Genomic DNA, 17,062 nt, shown 5'->3' with positions numbered 1-17,062 from the left:
TTTCGTCAATGCGCCGCGACGGAATCCATTCCGGTCGACGTGACTGCGGGCTGCGCAGCGGGTGAGGCGAGATAGTCGAGAAGGGCCTTCGCCTCATTCGGATGCTCGGCGTTCACCGGGATGCCCGCGGCATACCGCGTCACGGATTGCACCGACTCAGGAATCTTTCCGACGAAGGTGACGCCCGGCACCGGCAGCACCTCGCTGACCTGCTGGAATCCTACTTCGTAATCGCCATTGGCGACCACCGAGGCGACCGGGATCTTCTGAATCCTCTTCGCCTTGGCTTTCACCTGATCCTCGATGCCGAGCTTCCTGAAAAGCTCTCGCTCGATATAGACACCGCTCGCGCTGTCCGAGTAGGCGATCGATCTGGCGTGTAGCAAGGTCTCTTTCAGCGCATCGACCGAGCTGATATCCGGTTTCGGCGCACCGCTACGCACGACCATACCGATGCGGGAATCGGCGAGCTCGACGCGCGATCCGGGAATCACCTTGCCCTGCTTGATCAGATCGTCGAGTGCGTAGCCGACCATGATGACCACGTCCGCGTGCTCGCCGCGGTCGAGCCGGTTCGGAATGGCTTCGGGTGATTTGCCCATGGAGGGCCCGAGTATGGTGTCGAGCGTATTGCCCGTCGACGCCGTGAACTTGGGGCCGAGCAGCTTATACGCGGCGGTGAATCCGCCCGAACTCATCACGTGGAGTTCGGCGGCCTCTACGTGTGCCGTTGCAACGGTGCCGGCCAGCAGCGCGGCGGTCAACATGGTCTGAAAGAAGGTTTTCATCCGGATAGGCGTGGCAGTCTGATAGGGATAAAGGCGTGATCGGCTCACGAGGCCAGGCGAGCCGACCACAAAACGTGGCGACTCGCCGCCCTTATACATACCACACCTGAACCGGCGCCAGCACAGCGAGCGGCGCGCAACACTTGCACGCGCTTACGGGACGCTCCAGTCTGACCCAATCGCGACGCTACGCTCAACCTCCGTCAATGCGCATTCAGATACCGCGCAATCACCGGATAGACGTCCACCGCCGCATTCTTGCCGAGGATGCAATCGATGTGCCCATAGTTGGGAATCAGATGTCGCTCATACGGCTGCTCGGGCCATTGCCCGATCAGCATGTTGTAGGTGAGCAAGGTGCTCTTCGGCAGGTAGGTTTCGTTTTTCTCGCCATGGATAAAGCCAATCGGCAGGCGCAAACCATCCAGACCCTTCATGCCGTCCGCGCCGCTCAGGTAGACGTCTCTGCTTTCGGCATCGACAACCTTGCCCGCCCGCACCATCGCAGCGAGATGCTTGAAGACGGAGACGTCGTGCACGCCGAGCAGTTCCTGCAGATTCGAATGAAGCGTCTCATTCAGCTGCTCGTGTTCGTAGAGCAGCCCGTAAAGGAAGGTCGCCCGGTGGCAGATCGGGCTGCCGCAGCCCTGTTTATGACTGAGCGGATAGAGCCGCAACGCTTCATCGAGCAGGTTATGGGGCCACGACCTGTGTTCCGTGAAAGCGGTCAGATCGAGCACGCCGAGATGCTCCATGATGTCCGGGACATGCAACCCGCACTTGATCTTTTCCAGCGTGCCCGGCACCGGATGCGCCGAGACCTGCGAAATGACCGCCGAGCGCACGCCCTCGAGGCCGTACAGCAGCGACATGGTCAGCGCCAGGCCACCCATGCAGTGACCCAGCACCTGAATGTTCGGCATATTGGTCAACTCCCGCACTTTGGCGACCGCGGCCGGAACGTCCTCACGCGCGACCTTGTCGACGTTGGTCGGCACCAGCACGCTCGGCATTTCGATGCTGACGCGTAGATCGACGAGCCACACGTCGTAGCCAGCTGCGCAGAGATACTCCACCAGGTTGGTTGCGATCAGATCGGTGGAGTAGATCCGGCTCGACACGCCCGAGCCGTGGATCAGCAGCACAGGGCGCAACGGTTTGTCGGAAGGTCCGGCGTAGCGCGTGAGTCGAAGCCTGGTTCCGTCGGCGGTGTCGAAGAAGACGATTTGCGGCGCGGGCGCGCGCAGTGCTCGCTTGAGGCGCGGCTCGGCCTTCGGATCGTAAAACTGCAAGGGCGCGGCCACGCCGCCGTATTCGGTGAACAGCACACCCGCAAAAAATTTGCCGAACTTCAGGGTCCATTCAAGGCGTGATGTCAGGTCGGGCGTGTTGGTGACCTCGAGCGTGCGTTGCTGCTTGAGGAAATTCTCGGGCGTAATGATCAGCGTTGCTTTGCCGATCGCCGGCGCATCCGCTTGCGCCGAGTCGCGGAGTTCGGCGTAGAGCGTGTTGGTCTGCTCCCATAGATTGACCGGCGACGTACGCGTGATGATTTTCTGTCCCGTCAGGTAGTACTTCTTGCCTTCCGTGGAGTTGAGCGTCATGCGGTAATTCATGTTGCGCTCGTCCACATCCGATTCGTCGACCACGAACAGATTGAAGGTGCCGTCCGTGATCGTCATCGGTTGCGCGGAGAGCGCGGGGCAGGTCAGCGTGCCCGTAGTGTGGGCCAGATGTTGCGGATTGCTCAGCATATCGGCCAGATCGTCCGATTCCACCGTCAGCGTGAATTGAATCGGACTGGTGGCGGCTTCGCCCGCCACGGCCGGCGTATACGTACCGATCATCGTTTCGGTGAAGCGCAGGCCGATCTTCTGGGGCGTCGGTGTAGCGGCCGTGCCCTTGGCCTCGTAATCGATGTTCCAGCCGCGCGCGTTGGCGAGCAGCGCGCAATTGCGTTCCGCCAGCGCGGATATCGTCAGCAGCGGATTGACGCCAAGCGACATCGGCATGACCGCGCCGTCCATTACGTAGAGGCCTTCGTGCACCGCATTTCCGCTCGTGCCGCTAAAGACTCGCCCCCCATGATCGACGACGCCACGCGCCGCATCCTCGCCCATCCCGCAGCCGCCGAGCGGATGCACGGTGACAATCTGATCGCCGAGCATTTTGGTCGAAATCGGGTTGCGCATGTATTTGCCGCCGAGCGGCGCCTGCGCCTTCTCGAGCGTTTCTTCGATGGTCTGGAAGATCGGCTGCTTGCCCGCGTTCGGCCACGCGATGCGCGGCCTGCCTTTGTCATTCACGCTGATCTGGCCGCTTTGGTCGTCATGCGCCATCACCAGGTAGGTTTGTGTGTGATTGAGGGCGCCGTGATAGGGGCCCCGCAGGAAGCTCTCGATCACGCGCGCGTCGTAGCCGAACGGTTCTTCGGCGTCGTGCGGCGCGGGAATGTCGACGCCTTCGAACGGCGCGGCGCCGCCGAGCAGGGCGACCAGCGCGGCGCCGACCGGCCCGGCAAGCGAGCCTTCTTCGATGACGAAGCCGTCGGTTACGTTAGCGGTGTTGCGGTGGTCGATGATGCCGGTAATGGTCGGTCCGACCGGCGGGATGTCGCCCTTCTTGTGCGCACCCCAGCCGACGCCGTTGATCACCTCCTCGGTGTTGTACGCGAAGGCGAGCACGTCGCCGTTGCCGGTGAGGTGCTGGCCGAGCATGTCCGACACGCTCAAGCCCTCCTTGCGCGAGCGCAACAGCAGGGCGGTCGAACCGATCGTGCCGGCCGACATGATGACGACATCGGCACTGATGAACAGATCGGGCGCGTCATAGCTCTCGCGGCCCAGCTTCACTTCCTGAAAGCGCACGATCCACTTTTGCGTGGCGGCGTCGCGCAACACCGAATGCACTGCGGCGCCCGTGAAAATATGGGCGCCGTGCGCGACCGCATCGGGAAGGTAGTTCATGTGCGTCGAATTTTTCGCGTCGTAGTTGCAACCCGAGTTGCAATCGCCGCATCCGACACAGGCTTTCTGCTCGACGCCCGCAGCGTTGATGCGATCCTCGAAAGTGACCGTGACCGGCGGCGGGTAAAAGCGATCTTCCATGCCGAGCGCCTGCGCGGATTTTTTCAGCGCCAGCAGTTTCGGCAATTGCAAAAAATCGCCGGACACCGCCGACGGCTGCAGCATGGCGCGAGCCAGATCGTAGCCCTTGTCGCGTCCTGCCTTGTCGGCGCGCAGCGCAGCCGGCCAGCGGTTGTCGTCCCATAAGCGCGGTTCGGCTTCGAGCGCAACATTCGCGTTGATCAGCGAGGTGCCGCCCAGTCCGCAGCCCACCACCGCATTCACGTCTTCATTCACGTGGACTTCGAGCAGCGCGAGCGGCGAGCCGATTTGCGCGAGCGAGGTGTTGTATTGCACCTCGGCGGCGCCTTCGATCGGCGTGCGCGGATAGTCGCCGGCCATAAATTCGCGCCCGCGTTCCAGCACGCACACGTTTTTGCCGGCACGTGCCATGCGGCTCGCGGCAATCGCACCGCCATATCCCGATCCCACCACCACCACGTCGTAATGCGACTGCATTGCTGTCAGGGCGCTTGATAAGCGGTTCATTCAGACCACCTCGTCAGGAAGGGGATGCCGGGTAGGGGAACCCGGACTTCGGAAGGAAGACGGCGTGCGGCTGCGGCTTTTTTATCGTAGGCGGTGCGCGATGACAAAAAAAGGCGCATCGTACGTGGCGCGCGACGCTTGCGCGAGGCGCGCCCGATTTCCGGAAGGGGGAAAAGCGGCCGTCGGCCCGCGCTGGTCGGTTAATGCACTTTTAGGCGGCTACTTCATTCATTTCGCTGTCGCTCGATTCGGCGGCGAGCAGGTTCAAGGCGATCAGAATCGCCGCGCGGTTGTCGAGATCGATCTCGATGCCGAGCACGTCGATCAGCCAGCGGCCGATCTTGGTATTGGAAAATTCGTCGGCCCCGGCCGTCTTTTTCATGGTGACGCCAAGTTTGACGGCGCGATAGTGATACGAGGGCACACGATGCTGAGCAGCGACGGCCGACAGGCCGCCTTTTCCTTCCGAGCACCAGCCGAGGCTGCCGGCCAGCACGATGCGCTCCGGCTCGTCGAGGCTGTCGATAAAAGTCCGTGCCGCGAGGCGCACGCGCTGTTCGTCGAGGCCGTATTGCAGCAACACGCTTTCGACGGGGTCTTCCAGCGCTTGCGCGTGCAGATCGATTTCCTGCGCCATGCCTTCGTTTTCCATCGACACGTTGCGTTGATGGCCGGCGCTGCGCAGACAGTCGATCAGGTAACGGCGAAAATATGCGCACAGTGCGTAGCCGTTGGACGGCGCGCTGTCGGCGCAAGCATTCGTTTCAGTGTGGCCGGGCGCGAGGCGCAGTACTTTCGCGTAGATGAACTGCGCAACCAGTTCTTCCTTGTCTTCACCGAGCGCCTGCAATTCAAGCGGGTGATAGGTGCGTAGCGCCCGCTTGACCAGATCGACCATCGACACCATCTCGTCGGCGGACAACTGGGTACGCCGACGCCACAGGTCGGGCAGGATCGCATCGTCGAGATTGCGGACGAACGCGTGGCTCGGAACTGCGCCCATGAAAACCTCCATAAAGGGTTAGGCAATGAGCGCGGGGAGCCTCGACTGCAGGCAATGAAGGGGGTGTTGGAACTTTTGAGCCGCGCTGGAATGTGAAGCCAGTATGGTTTCCGGCGGGCGCTTCGCCTATATGGATTAAGTGGTAGCTGATGGGTAAACTGCCGGGTAAACCATCCGCGCGTCTGCCTGTTCGCCGTCTGATGACCGTGCGCTGCACCAAAAGGCTGCAGCGCGCGATGGAGCACCGCAACACCTGATGCAGCAACTCTCGCGCAGCACGTCAGGCCCGCCGTGCCTGCGTCGCTGAGCTTGAGTCCTACGCCATCGAATCCGGTCGACAAAGGAGACCGCATGATGCGGGCTGATCCAATCCAGCGTGCAATCGACGAAGACCTTGTGCGCGTGCTGTACGCGCAAGATCCCATCGCCTTCTTTTCGCACTGGTTCTCGATTGCGGTGCTGGTGGCGATCTACTGGCCGCACGTGCCGTCGCCGCCGCTGTTCATCGCGTGTTTCGGGTTTTATGCGGCCGCCAATTGCGGCGGCCTGGCGCTGTGGATCTGTCATCGCCGCTACCCGCATCTCGCGACGCCGCGCGGCTGGATCAACCTGCACGCGCTGCGCGGTGTGCTGCTGTACAGCGCGCCGGGGTTCGCGGTGTGGTTCGCGTTCCAGAGCCCGCAAGCCGATTTGCCGCTGCTGCACACCGTGATGATCGTCACGCTGGCGGCCGGCGTGTTCATGTCGAACGGCTTCGATCTGCTGAACTTTTCGACCGCGATTCCGTTTCTGCTGTTTCCGGCGATCGTGCTGCATTTCGGCACGCATACGTTCGACCGCACCATTCTCGCCATCGTCCTCGCGTTCTTCTTCTGCGCGATCAACGTCTATGCGCTGAGTTATCGCAAGCTGTTCCAGCAGGTCGTGCAGGCGCGCGTCGATCAGCAGTATCTGGCGGAGTCGCTGGCGGCGCAGAAGCGTGTCGCCGAAGAAGCCAGTCTCGCCAAAACGCGGTTTTTTGCAGCCGCGAGCCACGATTTGCGCCAGCCGCTGCATGCGATCGGATTGCTGGCGGCTTCGCTCAATGACACGGCGGCGACGCCCGTGCAGCATGCCAGGACGGCCCAGCACATCGTTTATAACGTCGAGGCGTTGAATCAGTTGTTCAACCAGGTGCTCGATCTTGCACGGCTCGAAAGCGGCGTGACCCAGGTGATCCGCTTGCATTTCCGGCTGTCGGAACTGTTCGAGCGGGTCGGCAGCCAGTACCGTCCGCAGGCCGCCGCCAAGGGGTTGGCGCTGCGGATCGCGCCGTCCTCGGTGGTCCTGCATGACGATCCCGTGTTGCTTGAACGTGTGCTGAGCAATCTGCTCTCGAATGCGGTGCGCTATACCGAGGAAGGCGCGATCTGGGTCGGCTATCGTCGCGCCGGGCGTCGATCGGGCGGCTATATCGAGGTGCGCGATTCCGGCATCGGCATTCCGGCCGAGGAACACGAGCGCATCTTCGAAGAGTTCTACCAGGTGGCCAATCCGCAGCGCGACGCGCGTCAAGGGCACGGTCTGGGCTTGCCGACGGTGAGGCGCCTCGTCGAAATGCTCGGCGGCGAATTGCAACTGCGCTCGGCGCCGGGCCGTGGCTCGGTGTTCCGCTTTCCGGTGCAGGCGGGCGACGCCGGCGGCATTGTCGCGAGTCTGAACGAGGCGGTGGCGGGCGGACCGTCGGCGCAGGGGCGGCGCGTGCTGTGCATCGACGACGAACCGTCGATTCTCGAAGGCCTGACCAGTCTGCTGGGACGCTGGGGTTGCATCGTGCGTGGCGCACGCGATGAGGTCGACGCGCTGGTCGCGCTGGAAGACGGTTTCGTACCGGATGCCGTGTTGTGCGACTACCAGCTGGCTAATCACCGAACCGGCGCGCAAGCGCTGTCTGCCGTGCGCAATATGCTCGGGCGGGCGGGCCACGACGGTGTGGTGACCTTGCTGATCACGGGCGATATGGCGTCGGCCGAACTGGCGGCGTTGGCCTTGCAGGGGATTCCGGTACTGCACAAACCGGTCACGCCGGCGCGCTTGCGACGCACTCTGGAAATGCTGTGGCAGCAGGCGGAACTGGATAAGGGGCGGGCGGCGTGAAGGGCGGCATGAGGAGCGACATAAAGGGCGGCGGCATAAGCGCCGCCCGTCGATCCGCTATTACAGGGTTTTCCCGGCCTCGAGCCAGCCGTTGATCACGGCGATCGCCGTGGACCGGTTGTGCACGCCGAGCGCCCGGAAGATCACGGACAGATGCACCTTGACCGTCCCTTCCGCAACGCCCAGCTCACGCGCGATCATCTTGTTGGTCCAGCCGCGATGCACCAGCCGCATGATGTCTTGCTGCCGCGGCGACAGGTTCTCCAGCAGATGTTGCTGGTGCGGCTGCAGCGCCGAGATTTGCGTGATCGGTTCCGTAAGCGCGGCGCCGCCCTGAGTCGGGGCGTGCCCCGTGTCATGGGCGGCAAGCTCGGCGGCCGCTTCGGCACGCGCGGGTGCGGCTTGCGTCTCGCGTGAGCCGAGCAGGCTGAGCGCCTCCATCGGTACATAGGCGCCGCCCGACAACACCAGCTCGATCGCCTTGAGCATGACGCTGGCGGGTTGCCGCTTGGGCACGAAGCCGAGCGCGCCGGCGGCCAGCACCGCGCGCATCTCGTCGGGCGACTCTTCGGCGGAGAGCACGACGACCGGCAATGCCGGGTTCGCCTTCAACAGCACTTCGAGCGACGACGCGCCGGTCATACCTGGCATATGCAGGTCGACGATGGCGAGGTCGTGGTCGGCGTCGGGCCGCGCGGCGGCGGCGAGGGATTCCCAGCTATCGGCTTCGTCGAATTGCGCGTCGGGATCGAGCCCGCGCAATAGTCCTTTGACGCCTTGCCGGATCAGTTCATGGTCGTCGGCCACAAGAAACTTCATGATGTCTCCGCGAGTCGGGACTGCGCGTTGTGGACTGCCACGGTCGTGCTGCTGGCTCTACTTCCCGTTTTACTTCTATTCTTGATTCGCGTCATTGCCGGCTACCCCGCGATCATATGCCGATCGGTGGTGCGGCGCGCCTTCCGGTTTGCCGCACGAATGAACATCTATTTATATAATCGCCGGCTGGTTCGATGCACCAGCATTATGTGTAAGGTAGGTCTCCCGCGCATAGGTTCCGGCTTGTTACGAAGACGAGCCGCACGGCGCAATTTTTGAAGCCGTCCACGCGGGAATCCGCAGGTTATGCGCACCAGATGAAATTAGGCAAGCGCATGATTCACTTGATTGCGAATAACGTCGCATTCATCAGAAGCTTGAACGCGAAGCCGAGCGACATCGCCGAGGCAACGCCCAAGCACCATAGCGCGACGAACCACAGCCAGCCGGGCAGCCGGCGCCGCGGCGTTTGGGACGCGCCGTGGGCGGTGTTGCCGCCCGTATCCTTAGTGATAGTGATGTTGGTCGCCATGACGCACCTTGCCGCGAAATACCCAATAACCCATCGTCGTATAAGCGATGATGACCGGCAGAATCACTGCTGCGCCGACTAGCGTGAACATCTGGCTCGAGCGCGGCGCAGCGGCTTCCCAGAGCGTCATGCTCGACGGAATCGCATAAGGCCACAGGCTCACCAGCAGCCCGGCGTAACCGAGCAGCACCAGCAGGAGCGCCAGCACGAACGGCGTGTTGTGATGCCGCGCCCGCACCGCACGGTGCATGAAGAACGCGCAGATCGCCACGAGGAACGGCACCGGCAGCAGGCGGTAGAACAGGTTGTCGTGAAACCAGCGCTGCGCGATATTCGGATCTTGCAGTGGCGTCCACAGGCTGACCATCGCGATGAAGCCGAGCAGCACGAGCGTTAGCGGCCACACCACGCGATGCAGGCGGCGTTGCAGATCGCCTTCGGTTTTCGCGACCAGCCAGCAGCAGCCGAGCAGCGCGTAGGTGATCACCAGGCCGAGACCGCTCAGCAGACTGAACGGCGTGAGCCAGCCGAAGGCGTCGCCCGCATAGCTGCCGTCAACTACCGGGATGCCTTGCAGAAACGCGCCCAGCACGATGCCCTGAAAGAACGTCGCGCCCGCCGAGCCGCCGATGAACGCCAGATCCCATAGATGTTTCGTGCGCTTCGCCTTGGCGCGAATCTCGAACGACACGCCGCGGAAAATCAGGCAGACGAGCATGAAGATCAGCGGCAGATACAACGCGGACAGCACGGTCGAGTAGACCACCGGAAACACCGCGAACAGCGCGGCGCCGCCAAGCACGAGCCAGGTTTCGTTGCCGTCCCACACGGGCGCGACGGTGTTCATCATCAGGTCGCGTTCTTTCTCATCGGGGAAGAACGGGAAGACGATGCCTATGCCCAGATCGAAGCCGTCCAGCACCACATACATGAATAGGCCCAGTGCGATGATTGCGGCCCACGCTACGGTTACGTCCATTTTCTTTCTCGCAAGCAGGAAGTGAAGCAGTGAGGTTAGGCGGCGTCGATCATGTGATCGGCGGCGGACAGGGGGCGGCGCGCGGTCTGATTCGGCATGTGCTCAGGCACACCGTGCGGTGTCTGTCCCGGCAGTGCCGGACCCGAGCGCATCAACTTGAGCATGTAGTAGATGCCGGTGCCGAACACGAGGAAGTAGACAACCACGAAGGCCATCAGCGAGATCCCGACCTGCTGCGTGGTGAGCGGCGATACGGCCTGCGAGGTGCGCATCACGCCGTACACCACCCACGGCTGACGGCCAGCTTCCGTGGTGACCCAACCCGCCAGCAACGTAATGAAACCGGTCGGGCCCATGGCCACGGCGATGCGCTGGAACCACTTCGCTTCGAACAGGCGTTCGCGACGGCGCAGCACCCATGCGGCCAGCGACATCAGGATCATCAGCACGCCGAGCCCGGCCATGATGCGAAAGCTCCAGAACACCACCGTCGAGTTCGGTCGGTCTTGTGGCGGGAATTCCTTCAGGCCGCGAATTTCGCCGTCCCAGCTATGCGTGAGGATCAGGCTGCCGAGGTGCGGAATCGATACGGCGTAACGCGTGGTCTCCGCCTGCATATCAGGAATGCCGAAGAGATTCAGCGCGGTGCCGCCTTTCTCGGTTTCCCACAGACCTTCGATCGCCGCGATCTTGGCCGGCTGATATTTGCGCGTGTTCAAACCATGCTGATCGCCGACGAATGCCTGGATCGGCGTGAGGATCAGGAGCAGCCAGAGCGCCATCGAGAACATCTTCTTGACGGCAGGATCGCGCCGGCCGCGCAACAGATGCCATGCGCCCACCGCCGACACCACCAGCCCCGCGACAATGAATGCCGCGAGCGCCATATGCGCAAGCCGATACGGGAACGACGGATTGAAAATGATCTTGAACCAGTCGAGCGGCACGACATGGCCGTCGACAACTTCAAAGCCTTGCGGCGTTTGCATCCAGCTATTGGACGCGAGAATCCAGAAGGTCGAGATCAGCGTGCCGATCGCCACCATCAGCGTGGCGCCGAAGTGGGCGCGCGGACTCACGCGCTGCCAGCCGAACAGCATGATGCCGAGGAAGCCCGCTTCGAGGAAGAACGCGGTCATGACCTCGTACATGAGAAGAGGTCCGGTGATGGGTCCGGCGAAACTGGAGAAGCCCGACCAGTTGGTGCCGAACTGATAGCTCATCACGACGCCGGATACGACGCCCATACCGAAGGCGACTGCGAAGATCTTCGACCAGAACAGGCAAAGATCTTTGTAGTACGCCTTGCCGGTTTTCAGCCAGCGCCATTCGAGGACAGCGATGAAACTGGCGAGGCCGATGCTGAGCGCCGGAAAAACAATGTGAAACGAAACGGTGAACGCAAACTGAATGCGGGCGAGATCGAAGGCCGAAATTGCGGAGTTCATGAGCGTGAAGGTCGTGACGCCCAGGAGGGCGGACTACGCGCGTCGACCGTTGTCGGTGCGCACTGCGCTGGGCAGATGGCGCAAGAGTAGGGGATGAGGAAAATTTTTGCTGCAATGCGACGTGCGTCAAAAAACCACGTTGTTTTGCGCGTGTTTTCGTTTTTGAGACGGCAAAGCCTTGATAGGTATCAAGTTTTCCTTAGTGCGTCCTTGCGTGCGTTTCTCGTGGTCTGCGCGGAACTGCGGCAATAGACCGCGCTGCAACAAGGCGGCACCGGCGTCTTCGTGGCTAAGTCCCTCGCTGCGGACGCCGCATTCCAGTCATGTCAGTCAGCAAGAGATCGCCGCACCAGGCGGCGCGGGCGCTCAACGCCGCGCGGCGAAGCCTAGGCGATCGAGATAAACAGTTGCTTGCCACACGCGGCCGCGTATCTGCGCAACGTGTCGACGGAAGGCGAGTGCTGCCCCGACGCAAGCGCGCGTTCCAGCCGGGTGATGGCCGGCGCTTTCGTGCCCATGCGCTCGGCGACTTGCGCCTGCGTCAAGCCGGCTTCGCGGCGCGCGGCGAGCATCTGGTCGAGCAGCGCGAATTCTTCGCGGTTCAGCCGCTCGTATTCGGCGCGTACTTCAGGGTCGGCGAGCGCCCGTTCGCGCATTGCCTTATAGGTTGCCATTTCTGATCTCCAGCAGTCTTTTGCGCGCCACGTCCAGTTCGTTGCGCGGCGTTTGTTGCGACTTCTTCACGAAGCTGTGAAGCATGACGATTTTCCGTTCCACGATCGAGCAGTAGAACACTCTGGCGATGCCCTCGGCGTCTTTGAGGCGCATTTCGAACAAGCCACCACCCATTGATGCGGTGTGAGGCTCGCCGAGATTCGGCCCGTATTCCTCCATGCGATCGGCCAGCGCAATGAAGCGTGCAAGCAGCGTTTTCGGCAAGGAGGCAACGTTCACTTTGACCTTTTCGTTGTAGAAGTCGATCGTAAATGCCATTGGATTCAATGATAACAAATATGTTATTAACACGCAAGCAAGCCACCTCGCAGTTTGTTGCTGTCAGTCAGCAAAAACTGGGCGCATTGCCTGGCAGGAAATCGAACGACAGGAAGAGGGCGAAAGCAGGACCGCGATGAGCGGTTACAACGGCGTTGGCGCAACCAGGGTCATTCGTCGCCATCCGACAATAACGCCGTTCGCGCCGACTTTCTATTAGCCGGTTAGCTAGCCAACAGGCTAGTTTGCTTCTAACATGCAAGCAGCTAACCGGCGGTTCCTTCGGCGTCATCGCATACCTGAAATGGATGCGCGCTGCATCGCCATCCTGTTTCATTCCTGATAGTCATTTCGAACACCACGTGAACCGACCGGTTCTTCGTGCGCCCGTCATCAAAATGCGTTGCAGACCGTGTCATGCTTGAGCAAGCGTCTCATCGTGCATCGACTGGTCGTTCCCTCGCATGCTCCACTCACGCGCGTCGAGTTCGTCCTGCATTCGCTGTTAACGGTTTTCGTTGGGCGGCACGGCTTGTGCTGCCCGACCGGTTTGAGCGGCACGCTTCATCCACCTGCCGGCGACGGCAGACTTCATCCAAAGGAGTCGACAGATGAGCACGATCACCACGAAAGACGGTACGGAAATTTTCTACAAGGATTGGGGCAAAGGGCGCCCGGTTGTGTTCTCGCACGGCTGGCCGCTGTCCGCGGACGCCTGGGACGCGCAGATGTTGTTCCTCGGCAGCAAAGGCTTTCGCGTGATCGCGCACGACCGGCGCGGGCATGGCCGTTCGGCGCAGACGTGGGACGGCAACGACATGGACACCTATGCCGACGATCTCGCCGCGCTGATCGAGCACCTCGACCTGCAGGACGCCACCATGGTCGGCCATTCGACCGGCGGCGGGGAGGTCGCGCACTACATCGGCCGTCACGGTACGAAACGTGTCGCGAAGGCTGTGCTGATCGGCGCGGTGCCGCCGCTGATGCTGAAGACTGAGGGCAATCCGGAGGGCACGCCGATCGACGTGTTCGACGGCATCCGCAAGGGTGTCGAGGCGGATCGTTCGCAGTTCTTCAAGGATCTTGCGTTACCGTTTTACGGTTACAACCGTCCGAACGCGAAGGTGTCGCAAGGTGTGATCGATTCGTTCTGGGCGCAAGGCATGGTTGGGTCGATCAAGGGCTTGTACGACTGCATCAAGCAGTTCTCCGAAGTCGACTACACGGAAGACCTGAAGAAGATCGACGTGCCGACTCTGGTACTGCATGGCGACGACGATCAGATCGTGCCGATCGATGCCGCAGGCCGCAAGACGGCGAAGATCGTGAAGAACGCCACGCTCAAGGTCTACCCGGGCGGGCAGCACGGCATGTGCACGGTGGAGGCGGACAAGGTGAATGCCGATCTACTGGAGTTCATCGGCTCGTAATGCGTTGATGTAGCAAGTGCGGCTGGCGAGGGGCGATTGTTCCGCGCTGGCGCTGGCCGCGCCCGTACCCGCGTACGGCGGTCGCCGCTCAGGCAGTTGGCCAGCCGACGCGCGCCGCTCGGCGCAATGTCGAGCGAATCACCAACCGGTGGAACGGAGCGATGGCGAGGATATAAAAACGCCCAAGTCCGTTGTGACAGTGCACGACTGTGGACAGAATCAGATAGCGCGCGCTGCCCTCGTGCGTATCGCGCGTTTGCTGCAATACCGAAAGCCGGAAGTCCAGGTGGCTGTCGTTCTCGCCGAGAATGATCTCGCGTGCGCTGCGCGCGTAGATTCGGAAGAAATCGACCCGATCCCTTGAGCCGGGTGGATTCGCCGTGCGCAACTGCTTCGCCGTCTTGAGCCCGAAGCGGGCGACTAACGCATCGCGCAGCCCCAGCAGTTTCGCTATCCATCCCGCTTGATGGGCGAACATAAAGCGCGCGAGCAATTCCGGGTCGTCGATTGCGTTGTCCGGCAAGCGGACGGCGTACGCGTCCGCGAGGTCCGGGGCATCGTACATGCGGGCCACGCCGGATTCGGCCGGCACGGCAACGGAAAGCACGGAACGGTTGGCATCTGGCATAGGAAGGTGCTGCGCCGAAAAGAGACTGAAATGGAAAGGGCGACTTTGCCGCGGGGCGCCGCAGTTCGATCGCGCGCATACGCGTCAAGTCTACGCGTGCCGGACAACGCGCGCTCAAGCTTCAGTGCCCATTGAGACAACCGGCCACATGCGCCGGATGACGAATGAGCAGGTCTTAATCGATCCGCTAAGTTATACGACGTCGCATAAATATATGCGTGACATATGTGCTTGTTTGCAAAAGATAAGTTGCTGTACAGCGCATGCTTATACGGGTAAATGCCTGGTTGAAATCGGCCTTCGAATCGAAGATAGTACGTTATCGTACAACTTAAGGGCTGGTTCCAGCCCGTTGCCGCTACGGCTCGACTGCTTGCCGTCCTCCGGCTCTAATCGCGCGCGGCGCTGTAAAGGATCCTTATGAAGAAGATTGCCCTGAGTGGCGCCGGCGGCCAGCTCGGCTCGGTAGTGCGGACGGCGTTGGTCGGCCGCGGCATCCCCTTGCGTTCGGCGGCGGGTTCGAAGCCCCTCGTGCCGCTGGTGGAAGGCGAGGACGTGATGCACGGTGACCTGCGCGATCCCGCCGTCGTGGATCGCCTGCTTAAAGGTGTCGACGTACTGATTCACTTCGCCGGCACGAGCGTGGAGCGTCCGCTGCCCGAAATCATCGACAACAACCTGCGTGCGCTGGTCGAGGTGTACGAAGGCGCGCGCCGGCAAGGCGTTCGACGCGTGGTGTTTGCCAGCTCGAACCACGCGATCGGCATGTATCCGGTCACCGACCATCTCAGTCTCGACTGCGCGCTGCGTCCGGACGGTTTCTACGGCCTGAGCAAGGTGTGGGGCGAAGCACTGGCAAGAATGTATTGGGACAAGCACGGCATCGAGAGTATTTGCGTGCGCATCGGCAGTTGCCTTGAGCGGCCGACGGAGCAGCGGCATCTGAGCACCTGGTTCGGTCATCGCGACCTGCTGCATTTCCTCGACCGCTGTGTCGAGGCAGAGGAAATCGGCTTCATCACCGTGTGGGGCGTGTCGGCCAACACACGTAGCTGGTGGGACAACAGCGGCGCCGAGCGCCTCGGTTATCAACCGACCCAGGACGCCGAAGCCTACGCCGAGGAAATCCTGGCACGGCCGAATCCGCTTGATGCCTTGGGTCAGCGTTATCAGGGCGGAAGTTTCGTCGGCATCGATTACTCGCGCGACGACGCAGCGAGCAGCGACACCGCAGGCCAGCCGTCCTGATTGATTAAGGAATACGAGGAGACAGTCATGAAAATCAAGGGCATCCGCTGGTGGATGGTCAGTCTGGTCGCGGCCGGGCTCATCATCAATTACCTCGCGCGCAATACGTTGTCGGTGGCAGCGCCGACGCTGATGAAGGACCTCAACATCACCACCGCGCAGTATTCGCATGTCGTGGTGGCGTGGCAACTTTGTTATGCGTTCATGCAGCCGGTCGCGGGCTATGTGCTCGACACCGTCGGCACCAAGATCGGCTTCGCGGCGTTCGCACTGGCCTGGTCGTTGGCGTGTGCCGCAGCGGCATGGTCGACGGGCTGGCGCAGCCTGGCGTTTTTCCGCGGCGTGCTCGGTATCGCCGAAGCGGCTGGCATCCCGGCCGGCGTTAAGGCGACGAGCGAATGGTTTCCGGCCAAGGAGCGTTCCGTTGCAATCGGCTGGTTCAATATCGGCTCGTCCGTGGGCGCACTGCTTGCGCCGCCGCTGGTCGTTTGGGCGCTGTTGCACGGTCAATGGCAATGGGCTTTCCTGATCGTCGGCGTGGCGGGGATTGTCTGGAGCGCGCTGTGGATGCTGCTGTACAAGCATCCGCAGAAACAGAAGCTGTTGAGCGACACCGAGCGCGATTACATCCTCAGTGGGCAGGAGGCAAAGCACAGCGACGCCGGCGCGGTTAAACGCAGTTGGGCTTCCATGCTCGGCAGCCGCGACTTCTGGGCAATCGGCATTCCGCGGATTCTTTCCGAGCCGGCCTGGCAGACCTTCAACGCGTGGATTCCGCTGTACATGATGACCGAGCGGCATATGAACTTGAAGGAAGTCGCGCTGTACGCGTGGATGCCTTTTCTCGCCGCGGATATCGGTTGCGTGCTTGGCGGTTACCTCAGCCCGCTGTTTCATAAGTACGCGAAGGTCTCGCTGTTCACGTCGCGCAAGATGGTGTTCGTTGTGGGTGCGCTCTGTATGATCGGACCGGCTTGCGTCGGGCTGGTGGCAAGTCCTTATGCGGCCGTCGCGCTGCTGTGCGTTGGCGGTTTTGCTCACCAGACCCTGTCGGGTGCGTTGTACGCGATTACCTCCGACATGTTCGGCAAGAACGAAGTCGCTACCGCTACGGGCATGGGCGGCATGGCGGGTTACCTGGGCGCGGCAGCGTTCACCGCGCTGTTCGGCGTGCTGGTCACGCAGATCGGCTACAGCCCGTTGTTCGTGGTGCTGGCTGTGTTCGACATCATCGCGGCGGCTGTGGTGTGCCTGCTGGCCCGAAGCGGTGATAAGACAATCGACCCGCGCTGGGCGGCGGCGAGTGTAGCAGTCAAGTGAGTCACGATTAGGCCCGGGCCGCGAATCGCGCCGGGTAATTAAAATGGCGGCGCCCGAGGGCGCCGCCATTTGTTTTGCCTCGCGCTTAACGCTTAACACTTAGCGCTGGCCAACGACCGTC

Annotated in this window: 14 protein-coding genes; 4 read left to right on the top strand and 10 right to left on the bottom strand. The window is 61.9% G+C overall.

What is annotated here, in order from left to right; translation table 11 throughout:
- Positions 1-5: 5 nt before the first annotated feature.
- From KHO33_RS21575 to KHO33_RS21565, 3 genes are all read right to left on the bottom strand, one after another.
- Entirely contained in the window at positions 6-788 is a 783-nt protein-coding gene (locus tag KHO33_RS21575) for a substrate-binding domain-containing protein (protein ID WP_200567323.1), read from the bottom strand.
- 203 nt (positions 789-991) lie between these two features.
- Positions 992-4,402, bottom strand: coding sequence for an alpha/beta fold hydrolase (locus KHO33_RS21570; protein ID WP_200567324.1), 3,411 nt, complete (start codon positions 4,400-4,402; stop codon positions 992-994).
- Between the two features lie 211 nt (positions 4,403-4,613).
- A complete protein-coding gene (locus tag KHO33_RS21565) occupies positions 4,614-5,405 on the bottom strand; it encodes a hypothetical protein (protein WP_175054841.1) in 792 nt (263 codons plus the stop codon).
- 354 nt (positions 5,406-5,759) lie between these two features.
- On the opposite strand from KHO33_RS21565, the gene KHO33_RS21560 reads away from it, so the two are divergent.
- On the top strand, positions 5,760-7,541 hold the full coding sequence (locus KHO33_RS21560) for an ATP-binding response regulator (protein ID WP_054040311.1): 1,782 nt from the start codon (positions 5,760-5,762) through the stop codon (positions 7,539-7,541).
- A gap of 60 nt (positions 7,542-7,601) precedes the next feature.
- Here the strand turns inward: KHO33_RS21560 and KHO33_RS21555 are convergent, their stop codons facing one another.
- From KHO33_RS21555 to KHO33_RS21530, 6 genes are all read right to left on the bottom strand, one after another.
- Positions 7,602-8,360 carry a response regulator transcription factor gene (locus KHO33_RS21555; RefSeq protein WP_200567325.1) on the bottom strand — a complete coding sequence of 253 codons (759 nt, stop codon included), beginning with the start codon at positions 8,358-8,360 and terminating at the stop codon, positions 7,602-7,604.
- A 340-nt stretch (positions 8,361-8,700) separates the two neighbouring features.
- Positions 8,701-8,892, bottom strand: coding sequence for a hypothetical protein (locus KHO33_RS21550; RefSeq protein ID WP_200567326.1), 192 nt, complete (start codon positions 8,890-8,892; stop codon positions 8,701-8,703).
- Entirely contained in the window at positions 8,867-9,871 is a 1,005-nt protein-coding gene (gene cydB, locus KHO33_RS21545) for a cytochrome d ubiquinol oxidase subunit II (protein WP_200567327.1), read from the bottom strand. The genes KHO33_RS21550 and cydB overlap by 26 nt, the downstream gene beginning before the upstream one ends.
- 35 nt (positions 9,872-9,906) lie before the next feature.
- Positions 9,907-11,319, bottom strand: a complete 1,413-nt coding sequence (locus KHO33_RS21540) for a cytochrome ubiquinol oxidase subunit I (protein WP_200567328.1) — start codon at positions 11,317-11,319, stop codon at positions 9,907-9,909.
- Between the two features lie 386 nt (positions 11,320-11,705).
- Positions 11,706-11,993 carry a helix-turn-helix domain-containing protein gene (locus KHO33_RS21535; RefSeq protein WP_054040241.1) on the bottom strand — a complete coding sequence of 96 codons (288 nt, stop codon included), beginning with the start codon at positions 11,991-11,993 and terminating at the stop codon, positions 11,706-11,708.
- On the bottom strand, positions 11,980-12,312 hold the full coding sequence (locus KHO33_RS21530) for a type II toxin-antitoxin system RelE/ParE family toxin (RefSeq protein ID WP_200567329.1): 333 nt from the start codon (positions 12,310-12,312) through the stop codon (positions 11,980-11,982). Before KHO33_RS21530 ends, KHO33_RS21535 begins: the two co-directional genes overlap by 14 nt.
- Positions 12,313-12,923: 611 nt before the next feature.
- Here KHO33_RS21530 and KHO33_RS21525 point away from each other — a divergent pair.
- Positions 12,924-13,745, top strand: coding sequence for an alpha/beta fold hydrolase (locus KHO33_RS21525; RefSeq protein ID WP_200567330.1), 822 nt, complete (start codon positions 12,924-12,926; stop codon positions 13,743-13,745).
- An 88-nt stretch (positions 13,746-13,833) separates the two neighbouring features.
- Here KHO33_RS21525 and KHO33_RS21520 read toward each other — a convergent pair whose 3' ends face one another.
- Positions 13,834-14,373: a DUF2867 domain-containing protein gene (locus tag KHO33_RS21520; RefSeq protein WP_200567331.1), complete on the bottom strand. Its 540-nt coding sequence runs from the start codon at positions 14,371-14,373 to the stop codon at positions 13,834-13,836.
- A 420-nt stretch (positions 14,374-14,793) separates the two neighbouring features.
- Between KHO33_RS21520 and KHO33_RS21515 the strand changes: the two genes are divergently transcribed.
- Positions 14,794-15,621, top strand: a complete 828-nt coding sequence (locus KHO33_RS21515) for an NAD-dependent epimerase/dehydratase family protein (RefSeq protein ID WP_200567332.1) — start codon at positions 14,794-14,796, stop codon at positions 15,619-15,621.
- A gap of 27 nt (positions 15,622-15,648) precedes the next feature.
- The gene (locus KHO33_RS21510; RefSeq protein ID WP_200567333.1) at positions 15,649-16,941 is read left to right on the top strand and encodes an MFS transporter; all 1,293 of its coding nucleotides are present in this window, start codon (positions 15,649-15,651) and stop codon (positions 16,939-16,941) included.
- Positions 16,942-17,062: the final 121 nt, after the last annotated feature.

Source organism: Paraburkholderia nemoris, from assembly GCF_905221015.1.
Classification (GTDB): domain Bacteria; phylum Pseudomonadota; class Gammaproteobacteria; order Burkholderiales; family Burkholderiaceae; genus Paraburkholderia; species Paraburkholderia nemoris.
The sequence above is the reverse complement of the archived record's forward strand: the minus strand, read 5'-3'. Positions and strand labels throughout refer to the sequence as shown.

Excerpts from the sequence above, each read along its gene's own strand:
- KHO33_RS21530 (WP_200567329.1), bottom strand. The coding sequence starts at position 12,312 with ATGGCATTTACGATCGACTTCTACAACGAAAAGGTCAAAGTGAACGTT.
- KHO33_RS21570 (WP_200567324.1), bottom strand. The coding sequence starts at position 4,402 with ATGAACCGCTTATCAAGCGCCCTGACAGCAATGCAGTCGCATTACGAC.
- KHO33_RS21565 (WP_175054841.1), bottom strand. The coding sequence starts at position 5,405 with ATGGGCGCAGTTCCGAGCCACGCGTTCGTCCGCAATCTCGACGATGCG.
- KHO33_RS21515 (WP_200567332.1), top strand. The coding sequence starts at position 14,794 with ATGAAGAAGATTGCCCTGAGTGGCGCCGGCGGCCAGCTCGGCTCGGTA.
- KHO33_RS21510 (WP_200567333.1), top strand. The coding sequence starts at position 15,649 with ATGAAAATCAAGGGCATCCGCTGGTGGATGGTCAGTCTGGTCGCGGCC.
- cydB (WP_200567327.1), bottom strand. The coding sequence starts at position 9,871 with ATGGACGTAACCGTAGCGTGGGCCGCAATCATCGCACTGGGCCTATTC.
- KHO33_RS21575 (WP_200567323.1), bottom strand. The coding sequence starts at position 788 with ATGAAAACCTTCTTTCAGACCATGTTGACCGCCGCGCTGCTGGCCGGC.
- KHO33_RS21520 (WP_200567331.1), bottom strand. The coding sequence starts at position 14,373 with ATGCCAGATGCCAACCGTTCCGTGCTTTCCGTTGCCGTGCCGGCCGAA.
- KHO33_RS21535 (WP_054040241.1), bottom strand. The coding sequence starts at position 11,993 with ATGGCAACCTATAAGGCAATGCGCGAACGGGCGCTCGCCGACCCTGAA.
- KHO33_RS21555 (WP_200567325.1), bottom strand. The coding sequence starts at position 8,360 with ATGAAGTTTCTTGTGGCCGACGACCATGAACTGATCCGGCAAGGCGTC.
- KHO33_RS21550 (WP_200567326.1), bottom strand. The coding sequence starts at position 8,892 with ATGGCGACCAACATCACTATCACTAAGGATACGGGCGGCAACACCGCC.
- KHO33_RS21540 (WP_200567328.1), bottom strand. The coding sequence starts at position 11,319 with ATGAACTCCGCAATTTCGGCCTTCGATCTCGCCCGCATTCAGTTTGCG.
- KHO33_RS21560 (WP_054040311.1), top strand. The coding sequence starts at position 5,760 with ATGCGGGCTGATCCAATCCAGCGTGCAATCGACGAAGACCTTGTGCGC.
- KHO33_RS21525 (WP_200567330.1), top strand. The coding sequence starts at position 12,924 with ATGAGCACGATCACCACGAAAGACGGTACGGAAATTTTCTACAAGGAT.